Below are 19,486 nucleotides of genomic sequence, written 5' to 3'. Positions count from 1 at the left end.
ACTGTGCGGTGGAGCGGTCAGGAGATCACGGTCGAGCAGACGGATGCCTTGCCCGGCCTGGCGAAGCTCAACAACCTCGTGCGTTCCGTGCGCACGCCTGAGTTCGCAGGTGTCACGTTCCATGAGGTGCTGGCAAAGTCTGCACTGAACAAGGTTCCGGGCGGCGGAGGCGCCCTCCCGTTCGGCTGGACGATCAACCCGTACCGGGGCTGCCAGCATGCCTGTGCCTACTGCCTGACGCCCGATACGAGCATCCTCATGGCCGATGGCAGGCAGCGACCGTTGGGTGAGATCACGGTGGGTGACGTCGTGATGGGCACACGCGTCGAGGGCCGTTACCGACGTTATGAGCCGAGTCGAGTTCTGGCGAAATGGGGTACGCGGAAACGGGCCCACCGCATAACTCTCGCGGACGGCACCGAGCTCGTCGCGAGCGCTGACCATCGATTTCTCACCGAACGTGGCTGGAAGTACGTCACCGGTGCCATGAGCGGAAGGGCGCAACGCCCGTACCTGACGACCAACAACTCCCTGGTCGGATTCGGCGTCGGAGGCAGTGCAAGCAAGCTCGCCATGGCCGGTACTGCCATCAAGTCCTCGGTCGATCTGAGCGTCATCTCCGTTGAAGATCTCGGCGTCGAGCTCGACATGGTCGACCTCACAACCGAGACCGGCGACTTCGTGGCGAACGGCGTGGTAAGCCACAACTGCTTCGCGCGGCCGACCCACCGGTACCTCGAGCTCAACATGGGGACGGACTTCGATCGCGAGATCATCGTGAAGGTGAACGTGGCCGACGTGCTGCGGCGTGAGGTCACCAAACCGAGCTGGGCGAGGCATCCGGTCGCGTTGGGCACCAACACCGATCCGTACCAGCGGGCGGAGGGACGTTACCGGTTGATGCCGGGCGTCATCGAGGCGCTAGCTGACTCGGGCACGCCGTTCAGCATCCTCACGAAGGGCACGCTTCTGCGGCGCGATCTCGATCTGATTGCGGATGCCGCGACGCGGGTTCCCGTCGACCTCGCGATGTCGATCGCGGTCTACGACGACGAGCTGCAGAAGTCGGTCGAACCGGGAACACCGAGCACGAAGGCCAGGCTCGAGACCGTGCGGGCCGTGCGTGAACACGGCCTGGACTGCTCGGTGTTCATGATGCCGATCCTCCCGTACCTCACCGACTCCCGGGCGCATCTCGACTCGGCGCTCTCCGCGGCAGCGGATGCGGGCGCGACCTCGGTTCTGTACACGGCGTTGCACCTCAGGCCGGGCGTGAAGGAATGGTTCATGATGTGGCTGGAGCGGGAGCACCCGGAGCTCGTCGACAAGTACCGGGCTATGTACGGATCGAAGGCGTACGCGCCGGTGGAGTACCGCAAGTGGCTCGCCGCACGGATCAAACCGCTCATCGCCGCGCACGGCCTCCAGCGCGGCGAGGAGGATCCGGTCACCGGAGGCGTGCGGTCGGCGGCGCTGAACACCGTGCGCGACGAGAACGGCGATCGGGTGCGCCGGAGAAGGGCCCGGGACGACGCAGGCTTTGCTGACGCAGCGCGCCTGCAAAGCGGCGTGCGGTTCGAGGCGTCACCCGCAGCGAATGCTCCGGGCGCACCGAAGCCGGTCGCGCCGGAAGAACGTCTGACGCTGTTCTGAGCGAACGTCGTTCTCCCCGAAACACGCACTCGCGAAGCCGCTCTCCACCGGGGTACAGAACTGGGGTACAAGTGGGTGCATCGTCGTGTCATAATCCTCACGATGTCTCTCGGGGTTCCGGCCCAGGTGGCGCGCGAAGCTGGCAACCTCGCTGTCGCCCGGTCGACGCAGGTTGCTGCGCTCATCTGCCTTGCCTCAGCGACGGCATCCGTGCTGGCTCCAGGTCTGTTCCTCGATGTCGACGTGCGCTGGTGGGCGACCGGCTCACTGTTGCCGATGGCAGCGCTCATGGTCGTGGTGATGGTGAAGCCGAGCCTGACCGCGATGGTCGCCTACATCGCCGTCGGCGTGGCATCCACGTTCGCGTACACCTTCGCGCTGCTCGAGCAGACCGTCACCTACACCGACACAAACCTCTTCGTGGTGGCGTTGCCCCTTGTGGCGTTGATGCTGATCGGCGGATCCGGGTCGGATGCCCGCATCGGGGTTCTCTGGGCGACCGTCGCGTACGCGGTCGGCGACCTTGCCGTGTTCGCGGCCGCGACGGTGGCGCACCGGCAGTTCCGCTTCGACTCGATCTCGCTGGCCACCTACGTGCTCTTCATGGCGCTGTTGCTGTTCCACGGGGTGACTCGCAGCGCCCACCGCGGCGCACACACGCTGATCATGCGGATGCTCCGCCAGCAGCACGCCGACGAGCTCCGCCGAGCGCTCGTGGCCGAGTTGCGCGCCGAACTGCACGACACCACCCTCAGCGAACTGGCCGCCATCGCGACCGCCGCTCCCGGCCCGGTGCCGGAGGCGTTCCGTGAACGGCTGCAGTCGGACATCCGTCACTGGACCGACGAGACGCAACGCGTGCAGGCTCTCGCGGTGACGGATGAACGGGACTGGCGCGCAACGGAACTGGCGCAGGCGATCGCCCAGGCCCGCGACGCCGGCCTCGTCGTGGACGTCTCCGGAGACTTCGGCCCGTACACGTCGCTGACGCCGGATGCTCGCCGCGCCGTCGGGCTTGCCGCCCGCCAATGCCTGGTGAACGTGCTGAAGCACTCCGGGCAGTCAGCGGCGGACGTGATGCTCTCGGCATCCGGCGGCGCCGTCTCCCTCGTCGTCGTGGATGCCGGCCGCGGCTTCGATGTCGGCACGCTCACCGCAGAGGGCAACGACCGGATGGGCCTGATGCACTCGGTCATCGAGCGGGTCGAACGCGTCGGCGGGTCCGTGTCGGTGTTCTCGAAGCCGGGCGCTGGCACGTCCGTGCTGATGGTGGTTCCGCTCATTCGTTCGGAGGATGTCGTCTGATGCACGAGGTGATCCTCGACCGCGCACCGAACCGACTCGATCCGATCGGTGCGATGGCGGCGTGGGGACTCGCGCCGTTGCTGGGTGGGATGTCTATGGGATACGCAGTGGTGCAGAGCATCCTGAACCGGAACGAGATCGTCGCGCCCGCGCTCGCGGTTGCGGCACTGTGCCTGCTCATCGCGGCCGGAACCGCGCTGTCGATCGCCGTGCATCCCTCTGTCGGGCGCCTCAGCGCCGGAGGCGCGGCCGTCATCGTCGGAGCGGCCGTGGGCGCCGCCGTGCTGTCCGCACTGTCGACGTGGGGCCACAACCGGCTCGTGCAAGACGACTGGGGACAGATCGGCGTCGCGCTGATCGTCTTCGGATTGCTCTGGATGCGACCACCGTGGGAGATCATCGTCTTCGGCGTGTTCGGTGCGCTCGTCGTCGGACTGCTGGCCGCCGCGCAGCACACCTCCCTCTCCATCGTGAACACACCATATGTGTACGCCGTCGTCGCGGCCACGCCCGTGCTCGTGCTGGCCTCTGTCGCCGCTACGATCGGCGCCGTCATCGCGAGGTTCAGCTCAGAATGGACGGCGTCGTCCGAACGCGGCATGCGCGCCCTGGAGCCCGAGTTCCGCATGCTCGAACAGGATGCCCTTCGCCGCGCACAACTCGATGAGTTGCGGCAGTCGACGCTGCCGCTGCTGGCATCCATCTCCGACCGCGGAAGCATCACGCAGGTCGACATCGACACCGCGACGGCTGTGTCGGCGGGGCTGCGGGAACACGCGCTCGAGCAACTGCGCGTGACCTGGGTCGACGGCCTTCTGGCAGACACCCGGATCGACGGGCACGCCGTGCGCGATCCCGAACGGCTGCTGCCGCATATGCCGCCGCACGCACGTGCCGCGTTCAGCGCGTTCCTGGTGGAGTCGGTGCGCATCGGTGCCCTCGACCCGGCAGGTGCGGCCATCACCGTGCAGCGCAATCCCACCGTCGAAAGCTCCGAGAGCGCGCGATTCGAACTCTCGATGCGCATTGCGGCAGACTGGCGATTCGTGCGGCGCACGGCCCGGCCGTTCGTCAGCGTGCTGCGTTCGCTGAGCGGCGATGCCGCCATCTCGAGAAACGGCTCCACGATGATCATGAGGTTCGGTTTTGTCCCCGCGTGAGGGCCGCACCCCGGTGCGGGTAGGCATCCTCGACGACCACGAATTGCTGCTCGACAGCCTCTCGAACTGGATCCGCGAGCACGAGCCACTGTTCGAGCTCGTCGTCGCCGCCCCTACCTGGGTGGAACTCGTGCACTCCGCCGCGTTCCCCACCGACCTCGTGCTGATGGACCTCAACCTCACCGAGAAGGTCTCCATCGAGGCGCGGGTGCGCACCTGCCGCGCGGCCGGAGCATCCGTCATCGTGTTGACCGCGCTCGACACCCCTGAGGAACGCGAACGCTGCCTCGGAGCCGGCGCGTTGGCGTTCCTCTCCAAGGCGCAGCCGGTGCGCGAGGTGATGACGACCGCGAAGGCGGTGATGGGACTCACGGATGCCGATGCCGCCGAACCCACGCACGTTGCGTCGACCGCCTTGCCGCTCACGAAGCCGAAGCTGAGCGACGGCGAGCGGTGGGCGCTCCTGCTCTACGTGGAGGGCCACTCCACCTCGCAGGTCGCGGGCGCGATGAACGTGCAGTTCGAGACGGCGAAGACGTATCTGCGGCGCGTGCGAGAGAAGTATCAACGGGTCGGCAGGCCGACGAGCACGCGCTCCGACCTGATCCGCCGCGCCGCCGAGGACGGCTACCTGACCTGAAATAACGGTGCGCCATACGATATCGGGGTGGCGAAACTGTACTTCCGGTTCGGGGCGATGAACAGCGGCAAGAGCACGGCGCTGCTGCAGGCGGCATACAACTACGAGGAGCGCGGCCACCGCGTACTGCTCGCGAAGCCGGCGATCGACACGAAGGGCGACGCGGCCATCGTCTCCCGCCTCGGTGTGACGCGGGATGCCGACTTCACCATCGACCCGCAGGCCGACCTCTACCACCGGTTCCAGGTGTTGCGCGAGCGAACCGTCTCACGCTTCGGTCGCGACGTCAGCTGCCTTCTCGTGGATGAGGCGCAGTTTCTCACGGAAGCCCAGGTGGATGACCTGCTGCGGATCGCGATCCTGGAGGATATTCCGGTGCTGGCATATGGCATCCGCACCGACTTTCAGACGGTCGCATTCCCCGGCAGCCGCCGGTTGCTCGAGGTGGCGCACAGCCTGGAGGAGCTGAAGACGATCTGCCGGTGCGGACGCAAGGCCATCTTCAACGCCCGCACGATCAACGGGGTCTTCGTGTTCGACGGCGATCAGGTCGCGATCGAGGACGGCGACGACGTGGTCTACGAGTCGCTCTGCGGTGCCTGCTACCTGCAGGAGAGCGGCGGTGTTCTGAACAACGGCCGCCGTCGTTGGCCTCTGGGTGGCTCCGCGGTCGCCTATGCGAGTGAGCCGGATCCGGACTTCACCTGATGGCCCGGTCGTCGGTGTCGGAGGGGTTCGACAAGATGGCTCTCATGTCGATCACACTCCTTCAGCCCGACGGTCTCATGCGCTCTCCCGCCTTCAGCCATGTCGCGATCGTGCCTCCGGGCTCGACGACCGTGTATCTGGGCGGCCAGAACGGCGTGGACGAGACGGGTGCGATTGTCTCCGACGACATCGCCGACCAGTCGGTGCGTGCGTTGGAGAATGCGGTCGTCGCGCTCGAGGCGGCCGGCGCGACGCTCGACGACGTCGTCCAGTGGAACATTCTGTTCGACGAACGTGCGGACGTGAGGGCCGCGTACGGCGCGATAGCCGGCAGGCTCGCCCGAGACGGCGCGCCACCTTTGGTGACGGCGGCCAAGGTGGCCGGGCTCGGCGTTCCCCGTGCGCTCATCGAGATCAGCGGCGTTGCCGCGGTCTGCCGGGAATCCTGACGTCACCTGGCGGTTGAACTGAAGGTGACCGAACTCCGCAAGGTTCCCCTGAACGTCCTCGACCTGGCCAGCCGCGAGGCGGGCGCGGGCAATGCGGATGCCGTCGCCGGCAGCATCCGTCTCGCGCAAGCGGCCGAGAGGCTCGGGTTCCACCGGTTCTGGGTCGCGGAACACCATGGGATGCCGGCGGTCGCGTCGAGCGCGCCGGCCGTGCTGATCGCGGGAATCGCCGCGCGCACCGACCGCATCCGCGTGGGCAGCGGGGGAGTCATGCTGCCGAACCACGCTCCACTCGTCGTGGCGGAGCAGTTCGGCACGCTGCGAGCCCTGTACGGCGACCGCATCGATCTCGGCATCGGCCGCGCACCGGGCACGGATCAGGCGACTGCGGCGGCTCTTCGGCGCAGCGCGGATGCTCTGGGTGCCGAGGACTTTCCGCAGCAGCTCCTGGATCTGCTCGGCTTCTTCACCGGAGGTTTCGCGCCGGATGACCCGCTCGCCGGCATCCGCGCCGTTCCCGGCCTCGGCGACCTGCCCGAGATCTGGCTGCTCGGCTCCAGCGGATACAGCGCCCAGGTCGCGGCCGCCCTGGGGCTCCCGTTCGCCTTCGCGCATCACTTCGCGGGGGAGCACACCGAGGAGGCGCTGAAGCTGTATCGCGAGCGGTTCACGCCTAGCGCGACACTGGAGAAGCCGCACGCGATGATCGCCGTGACCGTGCTGGCGAACGAGGATCCGGACGAGGTGCGCAGGCAGTCGCTGCCGGCTGCGATCTCGTTCCTGCAGATGCGGCGAGGTCAGAAGCCCGAGCCCGTCTCGGTGGAGGAGGCTGCCACCTACCAGTTCAGCCAGCTCGAACTGGATTTCATCGCCGACCGGAACTCCAGGCAGGCGTATGGCACACCCGAGGTGGCGCGCGACCGGCTCGCCTCGCTGCTCGCCTCGACGGGCGCCGACGAGCTGATGATCGCGTCGGGAGCCGCCGAATCGGATGCCCGCGTGCACTCCCTCGAGCTCGTCGCGGAACTCTTCGCCTGAGTCGGTGGGCCTAGCGTCCGAGCCCGATCGGCGACGAGTCCGCGCTCAGGACTCGAGTCCCGGCTTGACCGCGATGCGGCCGCCTCCCATGCGCACGAGCAACAGCTTCTCTCCCGTGCGTTCCAGCCACTCGTCGACCGCCTCCCTGGCGCCCTGCCAGTGCGCGTAGTCGTCGAGCAGGAGCACGCCGCCCGGCACAAGCCGGTCGTACATGTGAGCGAGCTCGTGCGCGGTCGAGCTGTGCCAGTCGGTGTCCAGCCGCAGGAGGGCGATGCGCTCGGGAAGGATGCCCGGAACGGTCTGCTCGACGGGTCCCTGCACGAAATGAAGCCGCTCCTTCGGATACGGCACGTTCTCGAACCCGGCCTTCACCTCATCCAGCGATGCGTATGCCCAGATCGCGCTGTTGCGCTTGTTGTGCTCCGAGTGCTTCAGCCAGTGCGCCGGATGCACGCCATCCCAGCGGACATCCTTCTCGGTGGGTTCGGTCATCCCCTCGAACGTGTCGTAGAGATACAGCTCGCGACTGGTGTCGCCGCACGCGGCAAGGGCGCGGGCCACTGCGTGCATGCTTCCCCCGCGCCAGACTCCGCACTCGACGACGTCGCCGGGTATGTCGTGCTGCGCCACGTACCGTGTTGCCGTGATCAGTGCGTGCAGCTTGTCGACGTTCGTCATCGTGAACGGCGTGACGGCACGGATGATGGATGCCATCTCGTCGTCGAAATCATTCGGGATCTTCGGTTCGGAGCCGCCCTTCGGGTCGTTCCGATCCGTGGCGCGCCCCGAACTGGCGGCCGGCTCCGCGCGGGATGGCTGCCGCGAGACCCTGCGGAGCTGAAAGCCGGTCATCCGGCCGATGGTCTCGTTGATGCGATGCATTCGGGACACATCGCCAGCAAAGCACACACCCATGAGGTGCGACTACCCGTTGCCAACGCAAATCAGTGTGTCTTCGCCGTTCGAGCATCCAGCCCGAACGTCGCCAGGGACCGGTAGCTTCATGCGTAGGACGAACGGGGGATGAGTGTGGCGAACGACGTCGGGGGTCCATGGCGGCCATCACTCTGGGCTCGTATGCTCGGCCAGGCGAGCAAAGGAGAGATAGCTCTAACCGGCTACGAGGTCAGTGTCGAGAGCAGCGGGAATGTGCGAACGCTTCCTGCCGTCGAACGCTCGTCCATCCGTATAGAGCGATCGGGAACATGGTGGACATTGAGCGTCGCCGGGGTCGCGCCGTTGCGAGGGCTGTCCTCGAAGACGGTTCGGGAGTTTCAGTCCGCGGTCGAACAAGTCACGGCCGAGCACGACGCTTCAGTCGCGAATGTGCGGATTCGCGAGTGGTGGGAGGAATTCCAGTCGGCACTCGGCGCCGCGTGGGTCGCGCATCGCTGGTTCACCGAAGAGTCGATCGCCACGTGGGAGGGGCTTCGAAACGCCGCGATTCCTTCTTCGTTGTCTGGCCCGGCACAGGCTGTGTTGATAGACGTTGCCGATCCGGCCGCATGGGATGCCGTGCGTTCCTCGACGACTGTTCGTGATCGAGTGCGCACACAGAACGAGTCGCTGATTGAGGCACAACTCAAGAGTGAAAGGACGTTTTTCGATTCCATCGAGGGGACACCCCTCACCGAAGAGCAGGCGCGTGCGGTTATCTGCTTCGACAACCGCGTACTGCTCGTCGCATCCGCTGGGTCGGGCAAGACCTCCACGATCGTGGCGAAGGCGGGATGGACGGTGCGGCAACGCATCGCCAAGCCGGAGGAAATCCTGCTCCTGGCATTCAACAGCGCCGCCGCGCGCGAGATGGCCGAGCGCCTTGCCACCAGGCTCAGGGCAGCCGGCATCCCGGCGGATGGCGTTCGAGCCCAGACGTTTCACGCTTTCGGACTCCGCGTGATCGGTGAAGCCACAGGCAAGAAGCCTCGCCTTGGTGCGGGCCTTGAAGCCGACGACGGTCTCGGTCTGCTGGCAAGGGTCGTCGCCGACCTCAAGGCATCCTCACGCAATTTCGCGGCGAAGTGGTGGGTAATGCAGAACGTCCTCGGCACACCGCTCAACGTTGAGTCCGAGCTCGACCCGGACAGTTATGACCGCGACACTCGGCGCATCGGCTTCCGCACTCTCGACGGCGACGTTGTGAAGAGTGCCGGGGAGCGGGCGGTCGCGAACTGGCTCATTCAGAGCGGCATCGATGTCCTCTACGAGTACCCATACGAGGTGGACGTCGCAGATGCGCAGCATTCGCAATACCGTCCGGACTTCTATTACCCGGAGGCAGGCGTTTGGCACGAACACTGGGCGTTCGTGGACGGCGAGAACGTACCGCCGAGCTTCGACGGATATTTGGAGTCCCGTGCATGGAAGAAGGCGCTGCACGCCGAACACGGCACGAAGCTCATCGAGACATCGGCAAGTCAGCTCGATGACGGTACCCTGTTCGATTCCCTCGATGCGCAGCTCCGAGCCCACGGCATCATCCCGGATTTCGATCCGAATCGGCCGGGGAATGGCGAGCCCCTTTTGTCGGACCGGGAGATGCTGACCCTCTTCCGCACCTTTCTCACGCACGCCAAGAGCAACCAGCTCGGTGACACCGCGCTCCGCTCGCGCCTTCGGCGGAACCGTGCCGGCGTCCCGAATTGGCGCGAGTCGACCTTCCTCGATCTGTTCGGCTTGATCCGCGCTGAGTGGGACCGCCGCCTGAAGGCCGCCGGCGAGCTCGACTTCGACGACATGTTGAATGACGCGATAGATGCCATCGAGTCCGGCCGATGGAAGTCCCCATATCGCGTCGTGCTCGTAGACGAGTTCCAGGACGCGAGCCGTGCTCGCGCTCGAATGGTGAACGCGCTGGTCGAGGCGCCGGACCGTCACCTGTTCGCGGTCGGCGATGACTGGCAGTCCATCTATCGTTTCGCCGGTGCCGACATCACAGCGATGACGCGTTTCGAGGTGACATTCGGTCGGGGCAGCCTCCTCCGCCTCGAGCGCACTTTCCGCAACTCGCAGGAGCTCTCTACAATCGCCGGGGACTTCGTCATGAAGAATCCAGCACAGCTCCGCAAGACGGTGCGATCGTCCACTTCGCTGCCGAACCCGATCACCCTGGTCCGCACCGAGACGAATGCCGGGGTCACCTCCGCTATCACACGCCGAATCAATGAGATCCACGCATCTCTCTCGCCAGGCGCGCGAAAGCGTCAGGGTGCTTGGACGATATCGAAACGCGGCCGAACTGCTACCGCCACTGCGGTACAACCGGCTCGATGTCTCCTTCCAGACCATCCACGCGTCCAAGGGTCTGGAGGCCGACCATGTCATCGTCGTCGGTCTTGACCGCGGTGGATTCCCGAGCATCAAGGAGGACGACTCACTGCTGCGACTCGCCATGCCCGATGCCGACCCGTTCCCCTACGCTGAAGAACGACGGCTCTTCTACGTCGCACTTACCCGTGCTCGCAGGACCGTGCTGCTGATTGCGCGCAGCGGCCGCGAATCCGAGTTCGTCACCGAACTCATCCAGCAGGGTGCGCTCGATGAGTCATCGACCGGAAGCAAGGCGACTCCGGCCGCCATGGTGTGCCCAAAGTGCAGCAAAGGCCTTATGGTCGAGCGCAACGGCCGATATGGAACGTTCCTTGCCTGCAATCGTTTCCCGGCATGCGACGGAAAGATTCGGTCCAAGAAGTAGCCATCGGCACCCACCTGCTCTGCAGGTGCCCAAGACCCGGGCAAACAGATAAGGGACAGCCCGCAGGGCCGCCCCTTATCAATTGGTCGGGGTGACAGGATTTGAACCTGCGGCCTCTTCGTCCCGAACGAAGCGCGCTACCAAGCTGCGCCACACCCCGATGGCCCGTCAAAGGCCTCCATAAGGATACACGTTGGCAGGGGCGCTTCACGACGAGAGGGTAGCCGCCGAGTACGCGTCATCCGTGGCCCTTACCGGGCTTTCCCGGTCCCGGTGCCGGTGCCGGCGGGTTCGCACCGTTGCCGCCACCCGAGTTGCCGCCGTTGCCGCCTGTGCCCGGATTCGGACTACTCGTCGCCGGCGGCTTCGAACGGTTGCCATAGATGAGGCTGTTGTCGGGTGCAGGGAACGCGCTTCCGCCGTAGACGCTGTCGAGCGCGGTGTCGACCTGCTTCACCACGTTGAACTTCACGTTGTTGCCCTGGATGCCCTTGAAGTACACGTAGTGCATGTCGGTGGCACCCGAGATCAGTCCGATCCAGGTGGCCTGCGCAACCTTCGAGGTAGAGGTCACGAGCCAGTTCTCGTGCGCGTAGTCCGTCGTTCCGGTCTTGCCCATGATCGGAACACCGTCGTTCGGGTTAGCCCCCGTCGCCGTTCCCGCCGTCATCACGTGCTGCAGCGCCCAGGTGACCGTCGCGGCGACGTTCTCCGGAATCGCCTGCGTGCACGTGGTCTTCGGCACCGCTATGGCTTTTCCGTTGGCATCCACCGCCTTGTCGATCGCGATCGGGGTGCACGTCTTTCCGCCGTTCGCGATCCCCGCGTAGGCCTGCGCCTGCGCAAGCGGAGCGATGTAGTTACCGCTTCCGATCACCATCGGCGGGTTGATGATCCAAGGGTTGCCGCCTTCGGAGTGAGGCGCCGGATTGGCGGGATGCACTCCGAGTGCCTGCGCCGCGTTCGAGATGTCGCAGAGGTTGAGCTTGGTCGCCATCATCGCGAATGCAGTGTTCACGGATGCTTCGGTCGCCTGAAGGACGGACATGTAACCGCCTTCGGATGACTCATCGTTTGCAACGGGCCACACGACGTTGCCGAACCCGTCACCACATGTCGCGAACTGAGACTCCGGGAACGAGTGCACATTCGCGTTCACGGTTTCGTACAGTGAGTGCCCTGCCTCCAGCCAAGCGACCAGGTCATATGCCTTGAACGACGAACCCACCTGGAAACCGTCCGATCCGCCGTACGCGTAGTCGGTCGCATAGTTCACGGAGGTTGTGCCGGGCGGCGCGTTACCGCTGTCGTCGAACTGCTTGTTCGACACCATCTCGACCACTCGGCCCGTTCCGACCTCCATTGCCACATTCGCCCCGCCGAGATCCAGGTTGCCGTACGTCGGCGGGATGTAGTTGCTCAGCGCCGCCTGTGCGTTGTTCTGCAGGTCGAGGTTGAGGGTCGTGTACACCTTGAGCCCGCCTTGCTGAAAGAGCGCCTGCCGCTGTTCTGCGGTCTTTCCGAACACCGGGTCCGTCAGCATGATGCGCTGCACGTAGTCGCAGAAGAAGCCGGCATCGACGCTGACAGCGCTCGAGCATCCGGACAGCTTCGGCGTGATGTGCGGCTGGATCTTCGTGGCGACCGCCTGCTTGTACTCGGCGTCGGAGATCTTGTGATTCACGAGCATCCGCTGCAGCACGTAGTTGCGTCGCTCAGTAGTGGCGGGGAAACCCTTGGCCGCCACGTTGTCGGACGATGTCGACCCGTCGTCGATGCGAAGGTAGTTCGGGTTGTTGAGGATGGCGATCAGGGTCGCGGCCTGCGGCAGGGTCAGGCTCTTGGCATCCGTTCCGAAGTAGTACTGGGCGGCCGCCTGGATGCCGTAGACACGGCCCCCAAAACCCACGATGTTCAGGTAGCTGAGCAGGATCTGGTCCTTGCTGTACCTCTTGTCGAGGCCGATCGCGTACCGGATCTCCTGCACCTTGCGCTGCACGGTCACGCCGGTGGCGTCGGTGTAGCAGGCCTCGAACTTGTTCTGCTGCTGCTTCTGCACCTTGGGGGAGGCATCCGGGTCGACGGCGTCGTTCTGCTCGCAGCGCTGCACGAGGATGTTCTTCACGTATTGCTGGGTGATGGATGATCCGCCCTGAACGTCCTTGCCGCTCGCGGTCGAGAGCGCCCCCCGTACGGTGCCGAAGACGTCGATGCCGCCCTCGCTGTAGAACCGGGGGTCTTCGGTGGCGACGGCCGCGTCTTTCACGGACTGGGAGATCGCGTCCCAGGCGACGTCCTCACGGTTCTGCGCGTAGAACGTGGCGATCGGCACGTATTGGCCGCCCTTCGTCGCGTAGAAGGTTGTCGTCTGATCCAGCGGCTGTGGGGCGAGGTAGTCGGGCAGTCCGTCGAACATGCCCGTGCCGTCACTGATCGCCAAGGATGCCACGGCGACGGCGGGCGTCACCGCGCTGACCACGAGAACTCCGGCGACGGCACTCATTGCGATGAACCCTGCGAGGGCTCCCCAGGCTCCGGCACGTGATGTCACCTTTTCGAGGCTACGCGCGCGGTTCCACTTCGTCATGGGGACCCTCCGGAGGTTGCGTGGGTTCAGCCATCTATCCGCCGGACGACGGGAGGCCGCTGCTGGTCGGCACCGGTAGCGGTGAGGTCGTCGGCGCCGGAACGGGGCTATTCGTCGAGGAGCCACCGTTGCTTCCGCCGCTGCTGCCACCGTTGTTTCCGCCGCTGTTGCCGCCAGTGTTCCCGCTGCTGCCATTACCAGACTGCGTCGAGCTCTTCGACGATCCGTACAGCAGCGAGCTGGGGGGCGTGGCAAACTCGGACCCGCCGTATGCGGCATCCAGAGCCGTCAGGATCAGGCGGTCCGCGTAGAACTTCGAGTACGCGAGCTCCGTGCCGTTGTAGTCGTAGGCGCGGAGGTCATGGTGGCCCGAGATCTGTCCCACCCAGATCGCGTTCGCCACCTTCGAGCTCGACGTCACGAGCCAGTTCTGCTGGTACTCGTCGGTCGTGCCGGTCTTCGCGAGGATCGGCGTGCCGTCGTGCGGGTTCGCCGAGGTGGCCGTTCCGGCGGTGATCACGTGCTCGAGCGTCCACGCCAGCGCAGCGGCCACGGTCGGAGGAATCGCCTGCGTGCACGTCGACTTCGGAACAGTCATGCTCGAGCCGTCGTTCGTGACCACCTTGTCGATGGCGACGTTGGTGCAGAACTTGCCGTTGTTGGCGATGCCTGCGTACGCGGTGGCCATGGTCAACGGGGCGATGTAATTGGTGCCGATCACCATCGAGGGAACGATCTGGAACGGGAGAGCAGGGTTGGCGACGTGCACGCCGAGCGCTTTCGCCGCATCGGCGATCCCGCAGAGGTCGGTCTCGGTGGCCATCTGCATGAACGCGGTGTTGACCGACTCCTCGGTCGCCTGCAGCACACTCATGGTGCCGCCCTCCGACGAGGAGTCGTTGCTGACCGGATACGAGCCACCGCTCATCGGCTGGCCGTTGCACGAGAAGGAACTGAACGGGAACGCGTAGCCGGAGTAGTGCGCGTTGACGCTCTCATAGGCGGTATGCCCCGTCTCGAACCAGTCGGCGAGGTCGAACGCCTTGAACGACGATCCGGTAGCGAACCCATCCGATCCGCCGTATGCGTGGTCGGTGTTGTAGTTGATGGCGGTGCTCCCCGGCGCCGCAGTGCCCGAGTTGTCGAACTGCTTGTTCTCGACCATGGTCACGATGCGCCCCGTGCCGACCTCGACGGAGACGTTCGCGCCACCGATGTCCACCACAGGATTCGTCGACGGCACATACTTGCTGAGTGCGCTCTGCGCCGTGGCTTGCAGGTCGAGGTTCAGCGTCGTGTACACCTTCATGCCACCGCGCTGGAAGCGCAGCTGGCGCTGGTCCGCAGTCTTGCCGAAGGCCGGGTTCTGCAGCATGACGTCTTTGACGTAGTCGCAGAAGAAGCCGGCGTTGTACGCGACCGCGGACTGGCATCCGGATTGCTTCGGGGTGATCTTCGGCGTAATGGGCGTGGCGACCGCCTTGTCGTACTGGTCCTTCGTGATCGAGTGATGCACGAGCATCCGCTGCAGCACATAGTTACGCCTGGCGAGCGTCAGCTTGAACTTGTTCGTCGCGTTGTTCGACGGGTTCGCGGATGCGTCCTGGTCGATCCGCAGGTTCGCCGGGTTGTTCAGCATGGCGACCAGGGTCGCGGACTGGGGGAGCGTGAGGTCTTTCGCATCGACGCCGTAGTAGTACTGCGCGGCCGCTTGGATGCCGTACACCCGGCCGCCGAACCCGACGATGTTCAGGTAGGACTGCAGGATGTCGGTCTTGCTGTAGCGCTTGTCGAGCCCGATCGCGTACCGGATCTCCTGCAGCTTGCGCGAAATGGTGACGCCGGCGGCATCCTGGTAGCACTGCTCGAACTTCGCCTGCTGCTTCTTCTGCACCGAGGCGGACGCGTTCGGGTCGAGCTGGTCGTCCTGGTCGCAGCGCTGTACCAGGATGTTCTTCACGTACTGCTGCGTGATCGACGAGCCGCCCTGCACATCGCCGCCGGTGCTCGTGGCCAGCGCGCCACGGATCGTGCCGTACACGTCGATGCCGCCCTCGGAGAAGAACCGCGGATCCTCGGTATCGACCGCGGCATCCTTCACCGACTGCGCGATCTGGCTCGACGAGACGTCTTGCCGGTTCTGCGCGTAGAACGTCGCGAACGGCACATCCTGGCCGCCCTTCTTGGCGTAGAACGTCGTCGTCTGGTCCAGGGGCTGCAGGGCGAGGTAGTCGGGCAGGCCGTCGAACGCGTTCGTCGCGTCGCTCACCGCGAGCGAGGTGACCGCTGCGGCCGGTGTGACTGCGGCGGCCACGAGCACTCCGGCCACCGCACTCATGCCCACGAAGGCGCCGAGAGCACCCCAGGTTCTGCGAGTGGTCTTCACCCGAATACGCTACGCGGTAACTCTGACCCGTTTGTCTGTGCCGTCTATGTCGTCTCTCAGAGAAGCCAGAACGTTCAGCGAACGTTGACTCCGTCGTATGCCGTGTCGTGCGGCACGAGCGTGACGAGGGATGCCTCTGGCCGGCAGGCGAATCGCACAGGCGAGTAGATGGATGTGCCGAGTCCCGCCGAGACGTTCAGGTAGGCGACGCGCAGCGCGTGCGTCCAGGTGCTCAGACCCTTGGCCTGCCGACGGGGGAGGTCGCAGTTCGTGACGAGTGCTCCGAACCCGGGAACGCAGACCTGGCCGCCGTGCGTGTGTCCGGCGAAGATCATGCTCGCGCCGTTGGTGACGAACGAGTCGAGGATTCGGCGGTACGGTGCGTGCGCAACCCCGATCGCGACGGTGGGCTGATCGCCGGCCGCGCGGTCTGCGGGCCACGTCGCATCCGTCACCTCGGATGCCCGCAGCTCATCGAGTTCGCCCGTCACCCGGTCGAGCCGGTCGAAGTTGCGGTGCGGATCGTCCACACCGAACAGCTCGAGGCGGGTTCCGTTCACGGTCAGTGCGCCGGCGTGGTTGTTGAGATCGAGCCAGCGGAGCTCGCCTGTGAAGAATCGGGTGAGCTCGTCCGTGTCGAGGTTCGCCGGGTTCGCATGCAGGGCCGACGGACCGCTGAAGTACCGCATCGGATTCTTCGGAATGGGGCCGTAGTAATCGTTCGACCCATTCACGAACACGCCGGGGGTGCCGCGGAACGCGTCCAGCGCGTACTCGACGCCGTCGAACCCACGCTCGTGCCCTAGGTTGTCGCCGGTGTCGACGATGAGGTCGGGAGCGAATGCCGCCAGCGACCGGATCCACTGCTGCTTGTCGCGCTGCCACGGTGCCATGTGCAGATCGCTCAGGTGCAGTACGCGAATCGGCTTCGACCCGGAAGGGAGCACTGGGGCGCTGACCTGCCGCAGCACGTACCAACGTCGCTCGATGAGCGTTCCCCAGAGGAGCGCACCCGCGGATGCCGCGCCCAGCGCGAGCGCGACGGTTCCGACCGCGCCCGCACCGTTTCGGCGTGTCATCCGTTGCCTCCGTTGCCCGGACCGCCGCCGCTCTTCTTCGACGTGGTGATCGTGACCGTCGAGCCCGCGGTTGCCGGCGTGTTCGCGGCTGGATCCGTCGAGACGACCGTGCCGTTGGGATCGCTTCCTGGCGCCCAGGCCACGTTGAACCCGGCGGCCTTCAAGGCATTTTGGGCGTCTTGTCCTGACTTGCCGGTCACGTCCGGCACCGCCTTCTGGTTGCCCTTCGACGTGTACACAGTGATCACCGCGCCGATTCCTGCGCTGCTGCCCGCTGGTGGGTTGGTGCTCGCCACCGTGCCGGCCGGCTGGGCCGAATCGACCGGGCCGCCGTCCTGGTACGTGAAGCCGAGGTTCTGGAGCGTCGACTGCGCGTCGGACGGGGACTTGCCGGTCAGGTCGGGCACGGTGACCTGCTTCGCCTGCAGCACGCTGCCGGTCGGCTGCGGGAACTGGTCGCCGCCGTAGATCTTGTTGAGCGCTGCGATGACGGGTCTGGCGACGTAGAGCTTCGCGTCACGACCGCCGTGGCCGCCTAGGGTGAGGTTGCCGAAGTTCACCGAGTTGCCCACCGTCTGGCCGACCCACGAGACGGTCGCGACCTTGGTGGTCGATGAGACGAACCAGTTCTGCGCGGCGTGGTCGGTCGTACCCGTCTTGCCGAAGATCGGCACACCGTCATGAGGATTGGCGATGGTGCCCGTTCCGCTGCTCACCACACCTTGCAGCGCCTTGATTGCTCCGGCCGCCACGTTCGGATCGATGCCCTGCGTGCATTTGGCGGGCGTCACCGGGAGATTCTTGCCATCCGGTCCGACGATCTTGTCGATTCCGACCGGCGTGCACCACTTGCCGCCGTTGGCCACGCCCGCGTAGGCGGTGACCAGGTTAAGGGGTGACAGGTTGTTGGTACCGAGGATGGTCGCCGGGCTGCCAAGGAGTGGGTTGGCTACCTGCACCGGATTTCCGGCGGCGTCGGTGGTCCACACCTTGTCGCTTGCGGGGTGGATCCCCAAGTTGATGGCGCTCTGACGGATGCCGCAGAGGTCGAGCTTGGTGCCCATGACCGCGAACGCTGTGTTGACGGACTCGGCCGTCGCGCGGGCAACGCTCATCGTCCCGCCTTCGCCGGGACCATCGTTGCCAACCGTCCATGGTCCCGCCCAGGACGTGTCGGGGCAGGTGGTGTGCCAGCGGCTGGCGGGGAACGTCGTGCTTGCCGACGGAGCAGTCACATAGTCGTTGATCGAGTGCCCTTCCTTCAGCCATTCGAGCAATGTGAACAGCTTGTAGGTCGAACCGGTCTGAAAACCAATCGAGCCGCCTTCATTGAAGTCGGTGTTGTAGTTGATGCCCGAGTAGTTCGGGTCATCGGTCGCGGTCGCCGTGTACTTCGTGTTCTGCACCATGGAGATGACCCGGCCGGTGCCGACCTCGACGGAGAGGTTAGTACCGCCCAAGGTGACCCCGGGCTTCGACGACGGCACGATCGAACTGAGCGACTGCTGCGCCACCGCCTGAACGTCCAGGTTCAGCGGCGTGTAGATCTTCAGACCGCCGGCGCGTAGCAGGGCGTCACGCTCGTCGGCCGTCTTCGCCAGGCCGGTGTCCTCCGAGACCAGGTGCTGTACCCAATCGCAGTAGTACGCGGCGTTGTATTGTGCCGCGGTCTCGCATCCGTTGGGCTGGGGCGTGATCTTCGGCTCGATCTTCGTCTTGACCGCGTCATCGTACTGCTTCTGCGTGATCTTGTGCGCCTTCAGCATGCTGCGGAGCACGTAATCCCGCCGGTCGAGCGTGCGCTTGAACCCGTTTTCGGCATTGTTTCCGGGGTTCGTCGCCTTGTCCTGGTCGATGCGCAGATTGGCCGGGTTGTTCAGGATGGCGACGAGGGTCGCGGCCTGCGGCAACGTGAGGGTCTTCGCCGTCGCGCCGAAGTAGTAGCGGGCGGCCGACTCGATTCCGTAAACCGATCCGCCGAATCCCGCGATGTTCAGATATCCCTTGAGGATGTCGTTCTTGGAGTACTTCTTCTCCAGACCGATCGCCTGCTTCATCTCCTGCAGCTTGCGGGAGATCGTGGGATCGGTGGCCTCGTTATAGCAGTCCGTGTACTTCTGGTCCTGAGCGGCCTGCTGCTTCTTCTGCTCCTCATCGAGCTTCTTCTGCTCGTCCTCGGTCGGCGTTCCGGTTCCCTTGAATGCCGGCGCCGGAACGACGACGTTGAGCTTCTCGCACTGCTGCACCTTGACGTTCTTCACGTACTGCTGCGTGATGGATGATCCACCCGACGTCGACCTGTGCAGGAGCCCGGTCAGCACGATTGCGCGTGCCGTGCCCTCGATATCGATGCCGCCGTGCTGATAGAAGCGCGGGTCTTCGGTCGAGACTGCGGCATCCTTCACGACCTGGGAGATGTCGTCCCAGCCGACCTCGACGCGGTTCTGCGAGTAGAACGTGGCGATCGGAACCGGCTGGCCGCCCTGGTTCGCGTAGATGGTGGAGACCTGGGGGAGCGCGCCGATCTGCAGGTATTCGGGGAGACCGTCGAATGCCCCGATCCCGTTGTTCGCGGCCATGCCGGTGACCGCGATCGCGGGAGTCACTGCTGCTGTCACAAGAAGGCCGGCCACGACGCTCATTCCTACGAACGCCCCGAGGGCGCCGAGCGCACCTCTAGCCGTGGGTTTTTGGGCAGACATGAGGCCCAGGCTAGCCGCAGAAGCTGGCAAACCGCCTTCCCGGCGCGGCATGCGAAGTGCGCTGCCGCCGTGGCACGATCGACAG

The 19,486-nt window shown here is 65.4% G+C and carries 14 protein-coding genes and 1 tRNA gene; 9 read left to right on the top strand and 6 right to left on the bottom strand.

The window, feature by feature from the left end; genetic code table 11:
* Nucleotides 1–3: 3 nt before the first annotated feature.
* From ACYVI5_RS04490 to ACYVI5_RS04460, 7 genes are all read left to right on the top strand, one after another.
* The gene (locus ACYVI5_RS04490) at nt 4–1,653 is read left to right on the top strand and encodes an Rv2578c family radical SAM protein (protein ID WP_460579164.1); all 1,650 of its coding nucleotides are present in this window, start codon (nt 4–6) and stop codon (nt 1,651–1,653) included.
* Nucleotides 1,654–1,755: 102 nt separating this feature from the next.
* Complete coding sequence (locus ACYVI5_RS04485; RefSeq protein WP_460579163.1) at nt 1,756–2,958, top strand: sensor histidine kinase; 1,203 nt, start codon at nt 1,756–1,758, stop codon at nt 2,956–2,958.
* On the top strand, nt 2,958–4,118 hold the full coding sequence (locus tag ACYVI5_RS04480; RefSeq protein WP_460579162.1) for a hypothetical protein: 1,161 nt from the start codon (nt 2,958–2,960) through the stop codon (nt 4,116–4,118). The genes ACYVI5_RS04485 and ACYVI5_RS04480 overlap by 1 nt, the downstream gene beginning before the upstream one ends.
* Nucleotides 4,105–4,758 carry a response regulator gene (locus ACYVI5_RS04475; protein WP_460530626.1) on the top strand — a complete coding sequence of 218 codons (654 nt, stop codon included), beginning with the start codon at nt 4,105–4,107 and terminating at the stop codon, nt 4,756–4,758. Before ACYVI5_RS04480 ends, ACYVI5_RS04475 begins: the two co-directional genes overlap by 14 nt.
* Before the next feature lie 27 nt (nt 4,759–4,785).
* Nucleotides 4,786–5,466: a thymidine kinase gene (locus tag ACYVI5_RS04470; protein WP_460530629.1), complete on the top strand. Its 681-nt coding sequence runs from the start codon at nt 4,786–4,788 to the stop codon at nt 5,464–5,466.
* A gap of 44 nt (nt 5,467–5,510) precedes the next feature.
* A complete protein-coding gene (locus tag ACYVI5_RS04465; protein WP_460579161.1) occupies nt 5,511–5,915 on the top strand; it encodes a RidA family protein in 405 nt (134 codons plus the stop codon).
* 24 nt (nt 5,916–5,939) lie between these two features.
* A complete protein-coding gene (locus tag ACYVI5_RS04460; protein ID WP_460579160.1) occupies nt 5,940–6,953 on the top strand; it encodes an LLM class flavin-dependent oxidoreductase in 1,014 nt (337 codons plus the stop codon).
* A gap of 45 nt (nt 6,954–6,998) precedes the next feature.
* Here the strand turns inward: ACYVI5_RS04460 and ACYVI5_RS04455 are convergent, their stop codons facing one another.
* Nucleotides 6,999–7,835 carry a TylF/MycF/NovP-related O-methyltransferase gene (locus tag ACYVI5_RS04455; RefSeq protein WP_460579159.1) on the bottom strand — a complete coding sequence of 279 codons (837 nt, stop codon included), beginning with the start codon at nt 7,833–7,835 and terminating at the stop codon, nt 6,999–7,001.
* Nucleotides 7,836–8,030: 195 nt separating this feature from the next.
* Here ACYVI5_RS04455 and ACYVI5_RS04450 point away from each other — a divergent pair, with 195 nt between their 5' ends.
* Entirely contained in the window at nt 8,031–10,292 is a 2,262-nt protein-coding gene (locus tag ACYVI5_RS04450; RefSeq protein ID WP_460579158.1) for a UvrD-helicase domain-containing protein, read from the top strand.
* The gene (locus ACYVI5_RS04445) at nt 10,192–10,647 is read left to right on the top strand and encodes a 3'-5' exonuclease (protein WP_460579221.1); all 456 of its coding nucleotides are present in this window, start codon (nt 10,192–10,194) and stop codon (nt 10,645–10,647) included. Before ACYVI5_RS04450 ends, ACYVI5_RS04445 begins: the two co-directional genes overlap by 101 nt.
* An 83-nt stretch (nt 10,648–10,730) precedes the next feature.
* Here ACYVI5_RS04445 and ACYVI5_RS04440 read toward each other — a convergent pair.
* The 5 genes from ACYVI5_RS04440 to ACYVI5_RS04420 form a co-directional block, all read right to left on the bottom strand.
* Nucleotides 10,731–10,807 (bottom strand) — tRNA-Pro (locus ACYVI5_RS04440).
* Between the two features lie 78 nt (nt 10,808–10,885).
* Entirely contained in the window at nt 10,886–13,198 is a 2,313-nt protein-coding gene (locus ACYVI5_RS04435; protein ID WP_460579157.1) for a transglycosylase domain-containing protein, read from the bottom strand.
* A 70-nt stretch (nt 13,199–13,268) separates the two neighbouring features.
* Entirely contained in the window at nt 13,269–15,620 is a 2,352-nt protein-coding gene (locus tag ACYVI5_RS04430; RefSeq protein WP_460579156.1) for a transglycosylase domain-containing protein, read from the bottom strand.
* Between the two features lie 74 nt (nt 15,621–15,694).
* Nucleotides 15,695–16,699 (bottom strand): metallophosphoesterase, encoded by a 1,005-nt coding sequence (locus tag ACYVI5_RS04425; protein WP_460579155.1) that lies wholly within the window; start codon nt 16,697–16,699, stop codon nt 15,695–15,697.
* Nucleotides 16,696–19,401 (bottom strand): transglycosylase domain-containing protein, encoded by a 2,706-nt coding sequence (locus ACYVI5_RS04420; protein WP_460579154.1) that lies wholly within the window; start codon nt 19,399–19,401, stop codon nt 16,696–16,698. Before ACYVI5_RS04420 ends, ACYVI5_RS04425 begins: the two co-directional genes overlap by 4 nt.
* Nucleotides 19,402–19,486 lie beyond the last annotated feature (85 nt).

The organism is Humibacter ginsengisoli (assembly GCF_054780095.1).
Note: the sequence above shows the minus strand (reverse complement) of the source record. Positions and strands in the feature narration are given on the sequence as shown.

What these genes read in the sequence shown, in the direction of transcription:
- ACYVI5_RS04455 (WP_460579159.1), bottom strand. Translation starts at nt 7,835, where the DNA reads ATGCATCGCATCAACGAGACCATCGGCCGGATGACCGGCTTTCAGCTC.
- ACYVI5_RS04465 (WP_460579161.1), top strand. Translation starts at nt 5,511, where the DNA reads ATGTCGATCACACTCCTTCAGCCCGACGGTCTCATGCGCTCTCCCGCC.
- ACYVI5_RS04425 (WP_460579155.1), bottom strand. Translation starts at nt 16,699, where the DNA reads ATGACACGCCGAAACGGTGCGGGCGCGGTCGGAACCGTCGCGCTCGCG.
- ACYVI5_RS04485 (WP_460579163.1), top strand. Translation starts at nt 1,756, where the DNA reads ATGTCTCTCGGGGTTCCGGCCCAGGTGGCGCGCGAAGCTGGCAACCTC.
- ACYVI5_RS04450 (WP_460579158.1), top strand. Translation starts at nt 8,031, where the DNA reads ATGCTCGGCCAGGCGAGCAAAGGAGAGATAGCTCTAACCGGCTACGAG.
- ACYVI5_RS04420 (WP_460579154.1), bottom strand. Translation starts at nt 19,401, where the DNA reads ATGTCTGCCCAAAAACCCACGGCTAGAGGTGCGCTCGGCGCCCTCGGG.
- ACYVI5_RS04480 (WP_460579162.1), top strand. Translation starts at nt 2,958, where the DNA reads ATGCACGAGGTGATCCTCGACCGCGCACCGAACCGACTCGATCCGATC.